Source organism: Brevundimonas sp. GW821-FHT12C05, assembly GCF_058807475.1.
The window spans coordinates 1797185-1812849 of record NZ_JBXAQS010000001.1 but is presented as its reverse complement, the minus strand read 5'-3'; the positions used below and the strand labels follow the sequence as shown (position 1 = coordinate 1812849).

Below are 15665 nucleotides of genomic sequence, written 5' to 3'. Positions count from 1 at the left end.
CCGGCGGATCGCTCCGCCGGGGCCCCGGTCTTTTCAGGTCTTCAGTGGGCTTACAGGCCCAGGGCGAAGATGCCGGCGGCGCCGCCGACCGAACGGGTCAGGTTGGCGCCGGCGCGTTCGCGCTGCTGCAGGTCGCCGCCGAAGTTGAAGCGCAGGCCCAGCGACAGGGTGTCGACGTCCAGGTCCACGTCATCCAGGGTGGTGCGGTCCCACGAAGCGAAGACGCTCATCGGGCTGCCGTTGAGCTGGTACTCGGCTGCGGCGCCGTAGCTGTAGGCGTCCAGGTCCGTGCCCGAGACGTCGATCTTGCTGTAGGCGACGTTGGCGTTCAGGCGCAGGTTCGACAGGACATAGTAGCCGCCGTCGACGCCCACCGACCACAGGTCGGCGTCCAGGTCGTTGATCGTGCCGTAGCTGACGGCGCCGGTGAGGGTCGCCTTGTCGAAATACTTCTGCACTTCGGCGCCGGCGCTCAGCAGGCTTGCGCCCCGGGTGGCGTCGGAGGCGGCGACGAAGCCGCCGGCGCGCAGGCCGTTGAACTCACGCGTGAGGTGCAGTTGGCCCGAGAAGGTCTTCTCGTCGTCGAAGGCGCCGTCCTGCCACGCCATCTTGGCGCCGAGGGTGACGGTCCAGTCGCCCAGGACCGGTCCGGCGGCGACGCCGTCGATGGCGTAGCTGTCGGCTTCGGCGTCTTCGGCTTCGACCTGGTGCCAGGTGGCGCCGATCGAGCCGGTCGGGGCGGTTTGGGCCAGGGCGGGGGCGGCGGCGAAGGCCGCGACGGCGGCCGTGGCGAGGAAGAGAGTCTTCATAATGCCTACAGGTTTACAGGCAGCCGCGGGGAGTCGCGCTGCGGGAGGGCACGGCTACCAGCGCGGGAAAGAGCTTCGCCATTACAAACACGTCACAAACCTTGGTGCGACAGGCGTGTTGCGAACAGGCCACGCTTTGTGGCGTAAATGCGGCGGTCGGTGACAGGGTGTCCTGACGGACTGAACCTGGATCATGCGGCGGCATGCCTGCCGCAAGAGGCTCTATATATAAGGAGCGATAGAGAGCGGTTCGGCCTGTCGCCTGGGCGTCTCCGCGGCGCGGCTGAAGCGAGGCGTCCGGTGGATCAGAAGGGCGCCGGAATCCGGCGGACGATGTCCAGACGGTCGCTCGTCAGCCGGAGGTCCCACATCGGATCGCCGGGATCGCCCTCGGTGGCGACGAAGGACACGCCGTCCGCGCCCCGGTCGCGCCCGATCAGGTAGATCCGGTCCAGTGGAAGGGTGGCGAGAGCCTCCAGCGGATCCGCTGGGCAATGGTACGGCCGGAACTCGCTACGGCAGTGCACGGCGACGCCCGCGGGGCGGCCGTCGCGAACGCGCCGCTGGATGTCCGCGAGTCGAGCAAGCTCGTCCGCGGCGACCGCCGCGGCGTTCGGGTTCACCCAGGCGAATCTGTCCGTGATCCCGGGCGCGCAATCGGGCGCGATGCCTATCTCTGTGTGGCGGTTCACCGTTCCGAGCGGCCGCACCCCCTGACCCGCCGCCTCGACGCCGACCACGGCGACGTCACGGCTGCAGACGCCTGAGGACCTGGACTGGGCGGGATAGTAGAAGCGGATCGTGGCCCGGGGGGAAGCGCCGGGGGGCAGGGGCGGGGCCATCCTCTGATCGGGGGCCAGGTCGTGGCGCACGACGCCTTCGGCGCCGGGGACCGCCAGCTCCCGCGCCAGATCGGCCGAAGGGCGGCTGAGGATCATCTCCCCCAGCGGGACGGCCTGCGGGGGCCCCGCCGACAGCAAGATCAGGGTAAGGCCGAGCATCGTCATCGCGCTGAACCCCTGTTCAAACCTGGAACAAGCGGAACCTCGCTCGCGCCCTGCGAAATCAATGTCTGCCACGTTTTCGCCGCTTGACGAAGCGGGACTCAATCGGCATAAGCGCCCACTCTTGTTGGACCGGCTGTGCAACGAAGCCCTCGGGTGGGTTGCAGACGCGGTTCGCAGGAACGACCTGAGTGCCTGTTCTTTGCAGCTCCTTGGGACATCAACGGCCTCCGCGGGCGACTGCGTGGGCCGATCGTTTTTGCGGACGTGCGTACTCTGAAGGCCTTTTGGCCTGAAGACCTCCGGTCTTTGAAATGGTTCACAGGGACGCAGGTTCGCCTGCTTGGGAATAGCTACCGATATGGATCAAAGCATCCGCATCAGGCTCAAGGCCTTCGATCACCGCGTCCTCGACTTTTCGACGCGCGAGATCGTCAACACCGCCAAGCGCACGGGCGCGACCGTTCGTGGTCCGATCCCGCTGCCGACCCTGATCGAAAAGTTCACCGTGAACCGCTCTCCGCACGTCGATAAGAAGTCGCGCGAGCAGTTTGAAATCCGCACGCACAAGCGCGTGCTCGACATCGTCGACCCCACCCCGCAGACCGTGGACGCGCTCATGAAGCTCGACCTGTCCGCCGGCGTGGACGTCGAGATCAAGATTTAATCGAAGAAAGAGGCGGGATCCGATGCGCACGGGCGTGATCGCCAAGAAGCTGGGCATGACCCGCGTGTTCGCCGATGACGGCGCGCACGTACCGGTCACTGTGCTTCAGCTCGACGGCTGCCAAGTCGTCGGCCAACGTACCCAGGAGCGTGACGGCTACGTCGCTCTCCAGCTGGGCGCTGGCACCAAGAAGGCCAAGAACACCAACAAGGCTCAACGCGAAGCTTTCGCGAAGCTGGAAGTGGAACCCAAGGCCTATGTCACCGAGTTCCGCATCGATGCGGACGCCATGATGGATGTGGGCGCCGAGTTTTCGGCCGATCACTTCGTCGCCGGCCAGAAGGTCGATGTCCAAGCCGAGACGATCGGTAAGGGCTTCGCCGGCGCCATGAAGCGCTGGAACTTCGGCGGTCTGCGCGCCACGCACGGTGTTTCGGTCTCGCACCGTTCGCACGGCTCCACGGGTAACCGTCAGGATCCGGGTCGCACGTTCCCGGGCAAGAAGATGGCCGGCCACCTCGGCCAGGAAGTCGTCACCACCCAGAACCTGACCGTCTTCCGCGTTGACGCGGAGCGCGGCCTGATCCTGATCAAGGGCGCTGTTCCCGGTCACGAAGGCACGTGGGTCAAGATCCGTGACGCCATCAAGAAGGCCCGCCCGGCCGACGCCCCGTTCCCCGGCGGCGTGAAGTCGAACAAGGCCGCCGCCGCGGCTCAACCGGCTGAAACGCCGGCTGAGGAAGCTCCGGCCGCCGAGTCCACCGAAGGCGGTGAAGCGTAATGAAACTCTCGGTCATCAAACTCGACGGTAAGGCTGCCGGCGACGTGGAACTGTCGGATGTCGTCTTCGGCATCTCCGACATCCGCGGCGACCTGCTGGCCCGTTACGTCAACTGGCAGCTGGCCAAGCGCCGCGCCGGCACCCACAAGGTTCAAACCCGCAACGAGAACTCTCGTACGGGCAAGAAGATGTACAAGCAGAAGGGCACCGGCGGCGCTCGTCACGGTTCGCGCCGTGCCCCGCAGTTCGTCGGCGGCTCGCGCGCCTTCGGTCCGGTCGTTCGCGACCACGGCTTCTCGCTGCCGAAGAAGGTCCGCGCCCTGGCCCTGCGTCACGCGCTCTCGTCGAAGGCCAAGGCCGGCGACCTGGTCGTGGTCGACAGCATCGCCCTGAAGGACGCCAAGACCGCTGGTCTGCGCGAAACCTTCGGCAAGCTGGGCTGGGCCAAGGCCCTGATCATCGCCGGTCCGGAAGTTGACGCCAACTTCGGTCTGGCCGCCCGCAACATCCCGATGGTGAACGTCCTGCCGAACGCCGGCCTGAACGTTTACGACATCCTGCGGGCCGACAAACTGGTGCTGACCAAGGCGGCTGTCGAAGCCATCGAGGCCACCTATGCCGACTACAAGCCCTCGCGCAGCGAGCTGGCTCAAGCGAAGGGAGCCGCGTAATGGCCGGCGCTCAACCCACCGCGCGTCACTACGACACCATCCTGGCTCCGGTGATCACCGAGAAGGCCACGATCCTGTCGGAACAGAACAAGGTCGTCTTCCGCGTCGCGGACAACGCCTCCAAGGACGAGATCGCCGCTGCGGTCGAAGCCCTGTTCAAGGTCAACGTGCTGAAGGTCAACACCCTGGTTCAAAAGGGCAAGACCAAGCGTTTCCGCGGCATCATGGGCCGTCGGGTCGACATCAAAAAAGCGATCGTGACGCTGGCTGAAGGCCAGTCGATCGACGTCACCACGGGGCTCTGATCCAGATGGCCTTGAAAACCTACAATCCGACTTCGCCGGGCCGTCGCGCCCTGGTGCTGATCGACCGCTCGGAGCTCCACAAGGGCCGTCCCGAGAAGTCGCTGACCGAAGGCCTGACCAAGTCGGGCGGACGCGGTCAGGGCGGTCGTATCGCTGTCCGCTTCCGCGGCGGCGGCGCCAAGACCCTGTACCGCAAGATCGACTTCAAGCGTCGCAAGTTCGCCACGGCGACCGTCGAACGCCTGGAATACGATCCGAACCGGACCGCCTTCATCGCCCTCATCGTCTATGAGGACGGCGAAAAGGCCTACATCATCGCGCCGCAACGCCTGAAGGCGGGTGACTCGGTGGTCGCCGGTGAAAAGGTCGACGTGAAGCCGGGCAATGCGATGCCGCTGCGCTCGATCCCGGTCGGCACGATCATCCACAACGTCGAAATGAAGCCGGGCAAGGGCGCCCAGCTGGCCCGTTCGGCCGGCGCCTACGCCCAGCTGGTCGGTCGCGATCAGGGCTACGCCCAGATCCGCCTCGGCTCGGGCGAGCTTCGCATGGTCCTGGACGGCTGCATGGCCACGGTGGGCGCGGTTTCGAACCCCGACCACATGAACCAGAACCTCGGCAAGGCCGGCCGCAAGCGTCACATGGGCTGGCGTCCGCACGTTCGCGGCGTCGCCATGAACCCGATCGACCACCCGCACGGTGGTGGTGAAGGCCGGACCTCTGGTGGTCGCACCCCGGTTACGCCGTGGGGCAAGGACACCAAGGGCACCCGGACCCGCAAGAACAAGGCGACGGACAAGTACATCATCCGCACTCGCCACGTTAAGAAGGCTCGCTAAGAATGGCTCGCTCCTCCTGGAAAGGCCCGTTTGTCGACGGGTATCTGCTCAAGAAGGCCGACGCCGTTCAAACGTCGGGCCGCAAGGACGTGATCAAGACCTGGTCGCGCCGCTCCACCATCCTGCCGCAGTTCGTCGGTCTGACGTTCGGCGTCCACAACGGCCAGAAGCACGTGCCGGTGATCGTCTCTGAAGAGATGGTCGGCATGAAGTTCGGCGAGTTCGCCCCGACCCGGAACTTCCCGGGTCACGCGGCGGACAAGAAGGCCAAAAGGAAGTAACTGATGGCCCAGACCAAAAACCCCCGCCGGGTCGCCCTCACGGAAGCCCGCGCCAAGCTGGTGAACGTCCGGATCAGCCCGCAAAAGCTGAACCTGGTCGCCCAGTCGATCCGCGGTCTGCCGGTGCAGAAGGCGCTCAACGAGCTGGAATTCAGCCGTAAGCGCATCGCCACCGACGTCCGCAAGGTCCTGTATTCGGCGATCTCGAACGCCGAGAACAACCACAACCTCGACATCGACAACCTCGTCGTCGCCGAGGCCTTCGTGGGCAAGAACCTGGTGATGAAGCGTTTCGCGAGCCGCGCTCGTGGTCGCTCGTCGCGCATCCTGAAACCGTTCAGCGAGATCACGATCGTGGTCCGTGAAGCCGGCGAGGCCGCCTGATGGGTCAGAAAATCAATCCGATCGGTTTCCGCCTCGGCGTGAACCGCACGTGGGACAGCCGCTGGTTCGCCGACGGCGCCTCCTACGCCCGTCTGCTGCACCAGGACCTGGCGCTGCGCACGTGGCTCAAGGAACGCCTGCAGGCCGCCGGCGTGTCGCGCATCATCATCGAGCGCCCGCACAAGAAGTGCCGCGTGACGATCTACGCCGCCCGTCCGGGCGTCGTGATCGGCAAGAAGGGCGCCGACATCGAGAAGCTCCGCAAGGACATCTCGGCCCGCACTGAAGGCGAAGTTCACCTGAACATCGTCGAAGTCCGCAAGCCGGAAACCGACGCGCAGCTGATCGCCGAGAACATCGCGCAGCAGCTGGAACGCCGTATCGCGTTCCGCCGCGCCATGAAGCGGGCGATGCAGTCGGCCATGCGCCTCGGCGCCAAGGGCGTCCGCATCAACGTTTCGGGCCGCCTCGGCGGCGCTGAAATCGCCCGTATGGAATGGTACCGCGAAGGTCGCGTGCCGCTTCACACCCTGCGCGCCGACATCGACTACGGCTTCATCCAAGCCAAGACGACGTACGGCATCATCGGCGTGAAGGTCTGGGTCTTTAAGGGTGAAGTGCTCGAGCACGACCCGATGGCCCAGGACAAGCGTTGGGCCCAGGAAGCCTCGGGTCCGTCGTCGAATGAAGGCCGCGAACGCGGCGGTCCCCGTGGGGATCGCGGTCCGCGTCGTGACCGGGGACGTGAGAGCTAAGTCATGCTGCAACCGAAGAAGACCAAGTACCGCAAGGCCTTCAAGGGCCGGATCCATGGCTCCGCCAAGGGCGGCTTCTCGCTGAACTTCGGCTCGTATGGGCTGAAGACGGTCGAGCCGGAACGCATCACCGCGCGTCAGATCGAGGCGGCCCGCCGCGCGATCACCCGCCAGATGAAGCGTCAGGGCCGCGTCTGGATCCGCGTCTTCCCCGACCTGCCCGTCACGGGCAAGCCGGCTGAAGTCCGGATGGGCAAGGGCAAGGGCGCCGTGGACCATTGGGCCGCGCGTTGCCACCCGGGCCGTATCCTGTTCGAAATCGACGGCGTGCCGGACGACATCGCTCGCGAAGCGCTGCGCCTCGGCGCCGCCAAGCTGCCGGTCCGCACCAAGGTGGTCACCCGCCTCGACGCCGGCATCGCCCATGTGGAGGCTGCTGCCTGATGGCCAAGATCGCCGATCTCCGGTCGCAAACCGCCGACCAGCTGTCCGACGAGCTGCTGAAGCTCAAGAAGGAACAGTTCAACCTGCGTTTCCAGGCCGCCACCGGCCAAATGGAAAAGACTCACCGCGTTGGTGAAGTGCGCAAAGACATCGCCCGCATCTCGACGCTTCTGCGCGAGAAGCGCGTGAACGCGTAAGGAACGAATATGCCCAAGCGAATTCTCGAAGGCGTGGTCGTCTCTGACAAGGGCGACAAGACTGTCATCGTCAAGGTCGAGCGCACCCTGCTGCACCCGGTTCTGAAGAAGACTGTCCGTCTCTCCAAGAAGTACCACGCCCACGACGAAGCGAACGCCCTCAAGGTCGGTGACCTGGCCCGCATCGTCGAGTGCGCCCCGAAGTCCAAGCTGAAGCGCTGGGAAGTCCTGTCGGACGCCTCGGCCGCCTCGGCTTCGTAAAGAGAAGGATCGGATCCTATGATCCAGATGCAAACTAACCTGGAGGTAGCCGATAATTCGGGTGCTCGCCGGGTCATGTGCATCAAGGTGTTGGGCGGCTCCAAGCGCCGCTACGCCTCGGTGGGCGACACCATTGTCGCCTCGGTGAAGGAAGCGATTCCGCGCGGCCGCGTGAAGAAGGGCGACGTCGTTCGCGCCATCGTCGTGCGCACCGCCAAGGACATCATGCGCAAGGACGGCTCTGTCATCCGTTTCGACAAGTCGGCCGCCGTCATCGTCAACAAGCAGAACGAGCCTGTCGGCACGCGGATCTTCGGCCCGGTTCCCCGCGAACTGCGCGCCAAGAACCACATGAAGATCATCTCGCTGGCTCCGGAGGTCCTGTAACATGGCCGCCAAGATCAAAAAGGGCGACAACGTCGTCGTCCTGACCGGCAAGGACAAGGGCCGCACGGGCCAGGTCCTCAAGGTCCTTCCGACCGAAAACCGCGTCCTGGTTCAGGGCATCAACATGGTTCAGCGCCACACGCGTCCGACCCAGGGTGACCCGCAGGGCGGCATCAAGAACAAGGAAGCGTCGCTTCACCTGTCGAACGTCGCGATCGCCGACGCCAACGGCAAGGCGACCCGCGTCGGCTTCAAGGTTGAAGGCGACAAGAAGGTTCGCTTCGCCAAGACGACGGGAGACGTCATCTGATGGCCGACACCAAATACACTCCGCGCCTCAAGGGCGAGTACGTTTCACGCATCCGCGGCGAGCTGAAGACCAAGTTCGGCTACACCAACGAGATGCAGATCCCCAAGCTGGACAAGATCGTCCTGAACATGGGCATCGGTGAAGCCGTGGCTGACTCCAAGAAGGCGACCGCCGCCCTCAAGGATCTGACGCAGATCGCCGGCCAGAAGGCCGTGCCGACCAAGGCCCGCAACTCCATCGCCGGCTTCAAGCTGCGCGAAGGCATGGTTGTCGGCGGCAAGGTCACCCTGCGCGGCGACCAGATGTACGAGTTCCTGGACCGGTTCATCACGATCGCGCTGCCGCGCGTGAAGGATTTCCGGGGCCTGAAGGGCACCTCGTTCGACGGTCGCGGCAACTACGCCACGGGTCTGAAGGAGCACATCGTGTTCCCGGAGATCAACTACGACCAGATTGATCAGATGTGGGGCATGGACATCATCGTCTGCACCACGGCCAAGACCGATGAGGAAGCCAAGGCTCTCCTCACCGAGTTCAAGTTCCCGTTCGTGAACTGAGCGGGAAGGGAAACAGACAATGGCTAAGAAGTCCGCTGTAAACCGTAACGAGAAGGTCAAGGCCCTCGTCGCGAAGTACGCCGACAAGCGCGCCGCCCTGAAGGCGACCGCGAACAACGAGTCCCTCCCGCTTGAGGAGCGCTTCGAAGCGCGCCTGAAGCTGGCGGAACTGCCGCGCAATTCCGCGCCGAACCGCATCCGCAACCGCTGTGAGGTGACGGGTCGTCCGCGCGCCTACTATCGCAAGCTGAAGATGAGCCGGATCGCCCTGCGTGAGCTGGGCAACCTGGGTCAGATCCCCGGCCTGACGAAGTCGAGCTGGTAAGGGGAGCATAAAGTCATGATGATCAACGATCCCCTGAGCGACATGATCGCCCGCATCAAGAACGCCGCGACCCGCAAGCGTTCCAAGGTGCTGACCCCGGCTTCCCGTCTGCGCCAGCGCGTCCTCGACGTGCTGCAGGACGAAGGCTACATCCGCGGCTACAACCTGGTTCAGAACCCGGGTGAGTTCCCGCAGTTCGAGATCGAGCTGAAGTACTTCGACGGCCAGCCGGTGATCGCCGAGATCGCCCGCGTGTCGAAGCCCGGCCGTCGCGTCTATTCGGCCATCAGCGATCTGAAGCCGATCAAGAACGGCCTCGGCATTTCGATCCTCTCGACGTCCAAGGGCGTCATGTCGGACGCTGCCGCCCGCGACGCGAATGTCGGCGGCGAAGTCCTCTGCAGGGTCTACTAAGATGTCCCGTATCGGCAAGAAAACCATCGCGATCCCGAAGGGCGTCACTGTCGCCCTCGACGGTCAGACCGTCTCGGTGAAGGGTCCCAAGGGCGAACGCACCTGGACCGTCGCTGAAGAGATCGAAGTCAAGCAGGAAGGCGACGAGCTGTCGCTGACCCCGCGGGCTGACACCCAACGCGCCCGCGCGATGTGGGGTCTGTCGCGCACGCTGGTCGACAACATGGTCGTCGGCGTCACCACCGGCTTCGACAAGACGCTGGAACTGGTCGGCGTCGGCTATCGCGCGGCGATGAAGGGCAACCAGCTGTCGCTGCAGCTCGGCTTCTCGCACGACGTCGACATCGATCCGCCGGCCGGCGTCAGCTTCGCTGTTCCCAAGCAGACCGAGATCAAGATCTCGGGCGCGGACAAGCAAGCCGTCGGTCAGATCGCCGCCGTCATCCGCAAGCTTCGTCCGCCGGAGCCCTACAAGGGCAAGGGCGTGCGCTACCAGGGCGAAACCGTCCGGCGCAAGGAAGGCAAGAAGAAGTAAGTCATGGCTCTCTCTCTTCAACAAAAAGCCAAGCGCCGCTCGGAGCGCAACCGTCGCCGCCTGAAGGCTGTCGCCAACGGTCGCCTGCGTCTGTCGGTCTCCCGTTCGGACAAGAACATCTCGGCCCAGATCATCGACGACGTCCAGGGCGTCACGGTGGCCGCCGCCTCGTCGCTGGAAGGCGGCAAGGGCAGCAAGGGCTCGGACGTCGCGTCGGCCGCCGCCATCGGCAAGCTGATCGCCGAACGCGCCAAGGAGAAGGGCGTCACCGACGTCGTCTTCGATCGCGGCGGTTACATCTATCACGGACGGGTGAAGGCGCTGGCGGAAGCCGCGCGTGAAGCCGGCCTGAACTTCTAAGGGACGCGACAGATGGCGCAACAACCCCAACGCGGTGGCGGCGGCAACGACCGCAACCGTCGTGACAACCGCAACGCTCCCGCTGTCGACGGTCCGGACTCGGACATCGTCGAGAAGCTGGTGCACATCAACCGCGTCGCCGCCACCGTGAAAGGCGGCCGTCGCTTCAGCTTCGCCGCCCTGATGGTCGTCGGTGACGGCAAGGGCCGCGTCGGCTTCGGTCACGGCAAGGCGCGCGAAGTGCCGGAAGCCATCCGCAAGGCGACCGAAGAAGCCAAGAAGACCATGATCAAGGTTCCGCTGCGCGAGAACCGCACCCTGCACCACGACGGCGCCGGCCGTTGGGGCGCCGGCAAGATCATGATGCGCGCCGCTCCTCCGGGAACGGGCGTCATCGCGGGCGGTCCGATGCGCGCCGTGCTCGAAACCCTCGGCGTCCAGGACGTCGTGGGCAAGTCGACCGGTTCGTCGAACCCCTACAACATGATCCGTGCGACGTTCGAGGCCCTCAAGGTCCAGTCGTCGCCGCGTCAGGTCGCTTCGAAGCGTGGCAAGAAGGTCGCCGACCTGATGGGCCGCCGCAACGACGGCGCCTCGTCGCCTGAAGCCATCGAGGGCTGATAGACATGGCCAAGACCGAATCCAAAGCCACCGTCACCATCCGCCAGACCGGTTCGCCGATCCGCCGCAAGTCGGACCAGCGCGCCACCCTGTCGGGCCTGGGCCTGAACCGCGTGGGCCGTGAGTCCACGCTGGAAGACACCCCGTCCGTCCGTGGCATGATCGCCAAGGTCGCGCACATGGTCGTCGTGGTCGAGAAGTAAGCTGCTCCCGCCCTTTCGGGGGCGGGACAAGTCGCCGCTTGCGGCGGCAGGGCAAGGGCGGCTATAGGCCGCCCTTCCTTGCGTTCCGGACCTGTCCGGGGCGCGACACAGACATCAACGCCGAGTCCGCTCCCTGAGCGGGCGCTAGAACCCGAAAGGATCAGGCACATGAAACTGAACGAAATCCGCGACAACGAAGGCGCCCACAAGAAGCGCATGCGCGTCGGCCGTGGCCCGGGCTCGGGCAAGGGCAAGACCGCCGGTCGCGGCGTCAAGGGCCAGAAGTCGCGTTCGGGCGTCGCCATCGGCGGCTTCGAAGGCGGCCAGATGCCGCTGTACATGCGCATGCCCAAGCGCGGCTTCAACAATCCGAACGCGCTGAAGCTGGCCGAAGTGAACCTGTGGCGCCTGCAAGACGCCATCGACGCCGGCAAGCTGGACGCCAAGGGTGAGATCAAGGGCGACGCCCTGGTCGCCGCCGGCGTCATCCGCCGCGTCAAGGACGGCGTCCGCGTTCTGGGCACCGGCGAAATCAAGGCCAAGCTGAACCTGGTCGTGTGGTCGGCCTCGGCCGGCGCCGTCAAGGCGATCGAAGCCGCCGGCGGTTCGGTCGTTCAGGAGCGCATCGCTGCTGAAGCCAAGGCCGCCGCTCGCGTCGAGAAGCGCAACGCCGCCAAGGGCAAGGCTCCGGCCCCCAAGGCGCCGAAGGGCGACGCCAACAAGGTCTCGGCCCGCGCCAAGCGCACGGCTGCGAAGTAAAAAGACTAGGGGGCGCCCTCGCCACGGGGGCGCCCTTCTCCTATCTGGACGCAGGCGCGGACTCGTCGTCCGATGCGCCGCGTTCTGATCAGTCGGGGTGACACTATGGCTTCGGCCGCCGAACAACTCGCAGCAAACATGAACATGGGCTCGTTCGCGCGTGCGACCGAGCTCCACAAGCGCCTGCTCTTCACGGTGCTGGCCATGGTCGTGTTCCGTATCGGCTGCTACGTGCCGATCCCCGGGATCAACAACGAGGCCTTCCTGGCCTTCTTCCAGAATCCGGAAGGCAACCGCGGCATCCTGGACATGTTCAACATGTTCTCCGGCGGCGCCGTGCAGAACATGGCCGTCTTCGCGCTGAACGTGATGCCGTACATCTCGGCCTCGATCATCGTGCAACTGATGGGCGCGGTGTACCCGCCCTGGGAGAAGCTGCGTAAGGAAGGCGGCGAGAGCGGCCGCAAGCAGCTGAACCAGTACACCCGTTACCTGACGGTCGTTCTGGCGCTGGCGCAGGCCTTCGGCATCGCCACCCAGCTGAACGGCCAGGCCGGCCTGATCGACGAGCCGGGCCTGTTCTTCATCATCACCACCACGACCTGCCTGACCGCCGGCACCATGTTCCTGATGTGGCTCGGCGAGCAGGTGACCGCGCGCGGCGTCGGCAACGGCATCTCGCTGATCATCTTCGCCGGCATCGTGGCCGTCCTGCCGGGCACCATCGCCCGCCTGTTCGGCCTGGCCCAGCAAGGCCAGATGTCGCCGGTCGCGCTGATCTTCATCGCTGCCATGGCGGTGGCCGTGGTCATGTTCATCGTCTTCATGGAGCGCGCCCAGCGCCGTCTCCTGATCCAGTATCCGAAGCGCCAGGAAGGCAACCGGATGGCCGGGGGCGAGCGCTCGTTCCTGCCGCTGAAGGTCAACACCGCGGGCGTGATCCCGCCGATCTTCGCCTCGTCGCTGCTGATGCTGCCGACGACGGTCGCTTCGCTGACCGCCACGGCCAACCTGCCGCCGTGGATGGACTGGCTGCCGCTGGTCACCGGACAGATGCAGCACGGCCAGCCGCTGTTCAGCGCGCTGTACGCGATCCTGATCGTCTTCTTCTGCTTCTTCTACACCTCGATCACCTTCAATCCCGAGGACACGGCCGAGAATCTGCGCAAGTACGGCGGCTTCCTGCCGGGCATCCGTCCGGGCAAGCGCACGGCCGAGTATCTGGACTACGTCCTGACCCGCCTGACCGTGATCGGCGCGGCCTACATCACCGCCGTCTGCCTGCTGCCCGAGATCGTCGTCGCCTACTTCGGCAACGGCCTGTATTTCGGCGGCACCTCGGTGCTGATCGTGGTCTCGGTGACCATGGACACCGTGGCGCAGATCCAGTCGCAACTGCTGGCGCACCAGTACGAAGGCCTGATCAAGAAGGCCAAGCTGCGTGGCCGGGGCAAGGGCGTGACCGCGCCCGCGCGCCGCTGATCTAATCGCGAGGGGGAAGCGATGAACCTGATCCTGTTCGGGCCGCCGGCGGCGGGCAAGGGCACCCAGGCCAAGCGTCTGGTCGAGACGCGGGGCATGATCCAGCTCTCGACCGGCGACATGCTCCGCGAGGCCATCGCCTCGGGTTCGGAGCTGGGCAAGGAGTGCCAGGCCATCATGTCGCGCGGCGACCTGGTGCCGGACGCGGTCGTCATCGCCCTGATCGAGGCCCAGCTGAAGGCGGCGGAAGACGCCGGCGGCGCCATCTTCGACGGTTTCCCCCGCACCCTGGCCCAGGCCGAGGCGCTGGACGCCATGCTGGCCAAGCTGGGCAAGAAGATCGACCACGTCATCCGCCTGAAGGTGGACGACGAGGCTCTGCTGTCGCGGGTCGCCACGCGCTTCGCCGACCAGGGCCGTCCGGACGACAACCCCGACAGCTTCAAGGTCCGCCTGGACGCCTACAACCGCAACACGGCGCCCCTGCTGCCCTACTATGCGGACAAGGGCCTGCTGACCGAGGTCGACGGCATGGGCTCCATCGCCGCGGTCTCCGAAGCCATCGACGCCGCCCTGGTCTGATCCGGGGTCCGGCGCCGGCCCGCTCGACCTAGCGGGCGTACGATCCGTGACAGCGCGCGTTCATGTCCCATGTGGCATAGAACGCCGGTGAAGACGGGACATCCGATCCTGAAGGACCGCCGGGTCCGCAACGCCGGCATCGCCGCGGGCATCCTCGCGGCGCATCTGGTCGTGGCCGTTCTCATCGGTCGGGGCGGGCCGGCGGGACCTCTGGTCCTGCCCACGCCGCCGTTCGACGTCATCCTGTTCCGCCCGACGGTTCCGCCGCCCCCTCCGCCTCCGCCGCCGCCGGAACAGCCCGTGCGCAGCCAGGGGGGAGGGGCGCCCGCCGCGCCGTCGCGCGTTCACCTGTCGCCCCGCCCCCCCGAAGTTCCGCCCGAGCTGACGGCTCCGGTCACGCCGGCGCCCGAGCCCGCCCTGACGGTCGGCGTGGCTCCGATCGCCTCGCCCGAGCCCGGCATGGGACAGGGCGGGCAGGGCACGGGCCTGGGAACGGGCGTCGGCGCCGGAAACGGGCCCGGCTCGGGCATCGGCCCGATCATCCTGAAAGGCGCCAACGCGCGGGAGATCCGCGATGACACGCCGCGCGAACTGCGCCGGCGGGCGCGCGGCATCGACGTCACCGTCAATTGCGAAATCCGTCTCGACGAGCGGCTGGAGGGCTGCCGCGTGGTCGACGAACGGCCGGCGGGGCAGGGGTTCGGCGCCGTGGCGGTCCGCATCGCCGAAGGTCGCTTCCGCATTCGCCCCGCCCGCGGCCCCTCTGGTCAACCTGTCGCCGGGGGACGCATCACCATCGGGGTGATCTGGCCCTGAGGGCCGTTCGGCGCCGGGAGACCCCGGTTCGACGAAGAGGGTTGCCCGGACGAAAAACTGGCGGATAGTGCCGATGGGGGCTGAGCAGGGGAGGTGCGCCGCCGTGCTTGTGATCGACCACCAGCCGCCCAGGACGTCGCGCGGCTCGCGCTACACCGCCTTTCTGATCGTCCTTATCCTTCACCTGCTGGCCTTCCTGTGGCTGGCGTTGGAGCGGGCCGGGGTGTTCCCGCCCGAGATTCCGGCCATCGAGGTGATGCTGTTTCCAGGCGGGGGCGGCGGCCAGCCTGACGCGCCCGCGGAGACGACGGCGGCCTCGGCGCGCCGCGCGACCCCGTCTTCGGTCCATGTCCCGCTGGACTCCACGCCTGAGCCCGACAGCCTGACCGCGCCGATCGATCCGGCGCCTCCGGCCCTGATCCCGCCGCTGAATCCGGGCCTTGAGGCCGCGGTTCAGCCCGAGGCCGCCCCGTTCGGCGCGCCGCAGGGCGCGGCGGGCGCCCAGGCGGGCGAGGGCGGCGGCGTGGGGACCGGCGTCGGAACCGGCGTTGGAACCGGCACGGGCGACGGCGTGGGCGCGGGCGCGGGCAACAGCCCCTCGCGCTGGGTGCGCACCCTGACCGCGGCCGAGCGTGACGCCCATTATCCGCGCGCCACCGCATATCGCCGGCTGTCGGGACGGGTCGTGTTGAGCTGCGTGACCTACGCCAGCACCCGTATCGAACGTTGCCGGGTGCGTTCGGAGAGCCCGGGCGGGCAGGGGTTCGGTGCGGCGGCCCTGCAATCGGTGCGGCTGATGCGCCGCCGGCCGCCGGTCGTGAACGGGCGGGTGAAATCGTCCCATCGCGAGGACCTGGTGATCTTTTTCACGCCCCCGCCGCCGGCCGAGACGCAACCAACCCGTTGACGGAAGCTG

Annotated in this window: 27 protein-coding genes; 25 read left to right on the top strand and 2 right to left on the bottom strand. The window is 66.5% G+C overall.

From position 1 onward, the window contains the following. Positions 1 to 50 precede the first annotated feature (50 nt). Positions 51 to 809: a porin gene (locus AC1RRF_RS08830; protein WP_492834032.1), complete on the bottom strand. Its 759-nt coding sequence runs from the start codon at positions 807 to 809 to the stop codon at positions 51 to 53. A gap of 305 nt (positions 810 to 1114) precedes the next feature. Further along, on the bottom strand, positions 1115 to 1816 hold the full coding sequence (locus tag AC1RRF_RS08825) for a hypothetical protein (RefSeq protein WP_492834031.1): 702 nt from the start codon (positions 1814 to 1816) through the stop codon (positions 1115 to 1117). A 358-nt stretch (positions 1817 to 2174) separates the two neighbouring features. Here AC1RRF_RS08825 and rpsJ point away from each other — a divergent pair, with 358 nt between their 5' ends. The 25 genes from rpsJ to AC1RRF_RS08700 all read left to right on the top strand — a co-directional run bounded on the left by rpsJ (position 2175) and on the right by AC1RRF_RS08700 (position 15656). After that, positions 2175 to 2480 (top strand): 30S ribosomal protein S10, encoded by a 306-nt coding sequence (rpsJ, locus tag AC1RRF_RS08820; RefSeq protein WP_003164367.1) that lies wholly within the window; start codon positions 2175 to 2177, stop codon positions 2478 to 2480. 22 nt (positions 2481 to 2502) lie between these two features. Next, on the top strand, positions 2503 to 3261 hold the full coding sequence (rplC, locus tag AC1RRF_RS08815) for a 50S ribosomal protein L3 (protein ID WP_492834030.1): 759 nt from the start codon (positions 2503 to 2505) through the stop codon (positions 3259 to 3261). Then, positions 3261 to 3932 carry a 50S ribosomal protein L4 gene (gene rplD, locus AC1RRF_RS08810; protein ID WP_492834029.1) on the top strand — a complete coding sequence of 224 codons (672 nt, stop codon included), beginning with the start codon at positions 3261 to 3263 and terminating at the stop codon, positions 3930 to 3932. The genes rplC and rplD overlap by 1 nt, the downstream gene beginning before the upstream one ends. Continuing rightward, on the top strand, positions 3932 to 4237 hold the full coding sequence (locus tag AC1RRF_RS08805; protein ID WP_056450366.1) for a 50S ribosomal protein L23: 306 nt from the start codon (positions 3932 to 3934) through the stop codon (positions 4235 to 4237). The genes rplD and AC1RRF_RS08805 overlap by 1 nt, the downstream gene beginning before the upstream one ends. A gap of 5 nt (positions 4238 to 4242) precedes the next feature. After that, positions 4243 to 5076 carry a 50S ribosomal protein L2 gene (gene rplB, locus AC1RRF_RS08800; RefSeq protein ID WP_492312739.1) on the top strand — a complete coding sequence of 278 codons (834 nt, stop codon included), beginning with the start codon at positions 4243 to 4245 and terminating at the stop codon, positions 5074 to 5076. 2 nt (positions 5077 to 5078) lie between these two features. After that, entirely contained in the window at positions 5079 to 5357 is a 279-nt protein-coding gene (gene rpsS / locus AC1RRF_RS08795) for a 30S ribosomal protein S19 (RefSeq protein ID WP_141626256.1), read from the top strand. A gap of 3 nt (positions 5358 to 5360) precedes the next feature. Beyond that, positions 5361 to 5741 (top strand): 50S ribosomal protein L22, encoded by a 381-nt coding sequence (gene rplV, locus AC1RRF_RS08790; RefSeq protein WP_291837498.1) that lies wholly within the window; start codon positions 5361 to 5363, stop codon positions 5739 to 5741. Next, positions 5741 to 6496 (top strand): 30S ribosomal protein S3, encoded by a 756-nt coding sequence (gene rpsC, locus AC1RRF_RS08785; RefSeq protein WP_492834028.1) that lies wholly within the window; start codon positions 5741 to 5743, stop codon positions 6494 to 6496. The genes rplV and rpsC overlap by 1 nt, the downstream gene beginning before the upstream one ends. Positions 6497 to 6499: 3 nt before the next feature. Then, a complete protein-coding gene (gene rplP, locus AC1RRF_RS08780) occupies positions 6500 to 6940 on the top strand; it encodes a 50S ribosomal protein L16 (protein WP_183203626.1) in 441 nt (146 codons plus the stop codon). Next, a complete protein-coding gene (gene rpmC / locus AC1RRF_RS08775; protein WP_291837507.1) occupies positions 6940 to 7137 on the top strand; it encodes a 50S ribosomal protein L29 in 198 nt (65 codons plus the stop codon). Before rplP ends, rpmC begins: the two co-directional genes overlap by 1 nt. Before the next feature lie 9 nt (positions 7138 to 7146). Then, the gene (gene rpsQ / locus AC1RRF_RS08770; RefSeq protein ID WP_141626261.1) at positions 7147 to 7398 is read left to right on the top strand and encodes a 30S ribosomal protein S17; all 252 of its coding nucleotides are present in this window, start codon (positions 7147 to 7149) and stop codon (positions 7396 to 7398) included. 18 nt (positions 7399 to 7416) lie between these two features. Next, the gene (rplN, locus tag AC1RRF_RS08765) at positions 7417 to 7785 is read left to right on the top strand and encodes a 50S ribosomal protein L14 (RefSeq protein ID WP_055832151.1); all 369 of its coding nucleotides are present in this window, start codon (positions 7417 to 7419) and stop codon (positions 7783 to 7785) included. A 1-nt stretch (position 7786) separates the two neighbouring features. Then, entirely contained in the window at positions 7787 to 8095 is a 309-nt protein-coding gene (gene rplX / locus AC1RRF_RS08760; RefSeq protein ID WP_291837519.1) for a 50S ribosomal protein L24, read from the top strand. Then, complete coding sequence (rplE, locus tag AC1RRF_RS08755; RefSeq protein WP_291837521.1) at positions 8095 to 8652, top strand: 50S ribosomal protein L5; 558 nt, start codon at positions 8095 to 8097, stop codon at positions 8650 to 8652. The genes rplX and rplE overlap by 1 nt, the downstream gene beginning before the upstream one ends. 19 nt (positions 8653 to 8671) lie before the next feature. Then, positions 8672 to 8977, top strand: coding sequence for a 30S ribosomal protein S14 (gene rpsN, locus AC1RRF_RS08750; RefSeq protein ID WP_291837526.1), 306 nt, complete (start codon positions 8672 to 8674; stop codon positions 8975 to 8977). A 15-nt stretch (positions 8978 to 8992) separates the two neighbouring features. Then, positions 8993 to 9391 (top strand): 30S ribosomal protein S8, encoded by a 399-nt coding sequence (gene rpsH / locus AC1RRF_RS08745; protein WP_141626265.1) that lies wholly within the window; start codon positions 8993 to 8995, stop codon positions 9389 to 9391. Between the two features lies 1 nt (position 9392). Next, positions 9393 to 9926, top strand: coding sequence for a 50S ribosomal protein L6 (rplF, locus tag AC1RRF_RS08740; protein WP_291837532.1), 534 nt, complete (start codon positions 9393 to 9395; stop codon positions 9924 to 9926). Positions 9927 to 9929: 3 nt separating this feature from the next. Beyond that, positions 9930 to 10286: a 50S ribosomal protein L18 gene (gene rplR / locus AC1RRF_RS08735; RefSeq protein ID WP_492834027.1), complete on the top strand. Its 357-nt coding sequence runs from the start codon at positions 9930 to 9932 to the stop codon at positions 10284 to 10286. A gap of 12 nt (positions 10287 to 10298) precedes the next feature. Then, positions 10299 to 10907 carry a 30S ribosomal protein S5 gene (rpsE, locus tag AC1RRF_RS08730; RefSeq protein WP_492834026.1) on the top strand — a complete coding sequence of 203 codons (609 nt, stop codon included), beginning with the start codon at positions 10299 to 10301 and terminating at the stop codon, positions 10905 to 10907. 5 nt (positions 10908 to 10912) lie between these two features. Then, positions 10913 to 11110 carry a 50S ribosomal protein L30 gene (rpmD, locus tag AC1RRF_RS08725; RefSeq protein ID WP_291837541.1) on the top strand — a complete coding sequence of 66 codons (198 nt, stop codon included), beginning with the start codon at positions 10913 to 10915 and terminating at the stop codon, positions 11108 to 11110. A gap of 168 nt (positions 11111 to 11278) precedes the next feature. Beyond that, complete coding sequence (rplO, locus tag AC1RRF_RS08720) at positions 11279 to 11869, top strand: 50S ribosomal protein L15 (RefSeq protein ID WP_492312741.1); 591 nt, start codon at positions 11279 to 11281, stop codon at positions 11867 to 11869. 105 nt (positions 11870 to 11974) lie between these two features. Beyond that, positions 11975 to 13351, top strand: a complete 1377-nt coding sequence (gene secY / locus AC1RRF_RS08715; protein WP_492834025.1) for a preprotein translocase subunit SecY — start codon at positions 11975 to 11977, stop codon at positions 13349 to 13351. Between the two features lie 21 nt (positions 13352 to 13372). Continuing rightward, entirely contained in the window at positions 13373 to 13933 is a 561-nt protein-coding gene (locus AC1RRF_RS08710; RefSeq protein WP_492834024.1) for an adenylate kinase, read from the top strand. A gap of 87 nt (positions 13934 to 14020) precedes the next feature. After that, positions 14021 to 14749: an energy transducer TonB gene (locus AC1RRF_RS08705; protein ID WP_492834023.1), complete on the top strand. Its 729-nt coding sequence runs from the start codon at positions 14021 to 14023 to the stop codon at positions 14747 to 14749. Between the two features lie 103 nt (positions 14750 to 14852). Further along, the gene (locus AC1RRF_RS08700; protein WP_492834022.1) at positions 14853 to 15656 is read left to right on the top strand and encodes a TonB family protein; all 804 of its coding nucleotides are present in this window, start codon (positions 14853 to 14855) and stop codon (positions 15654 to 15656) included. Positions 15657 to 15665: the final 9 nt, after the last annotated feature.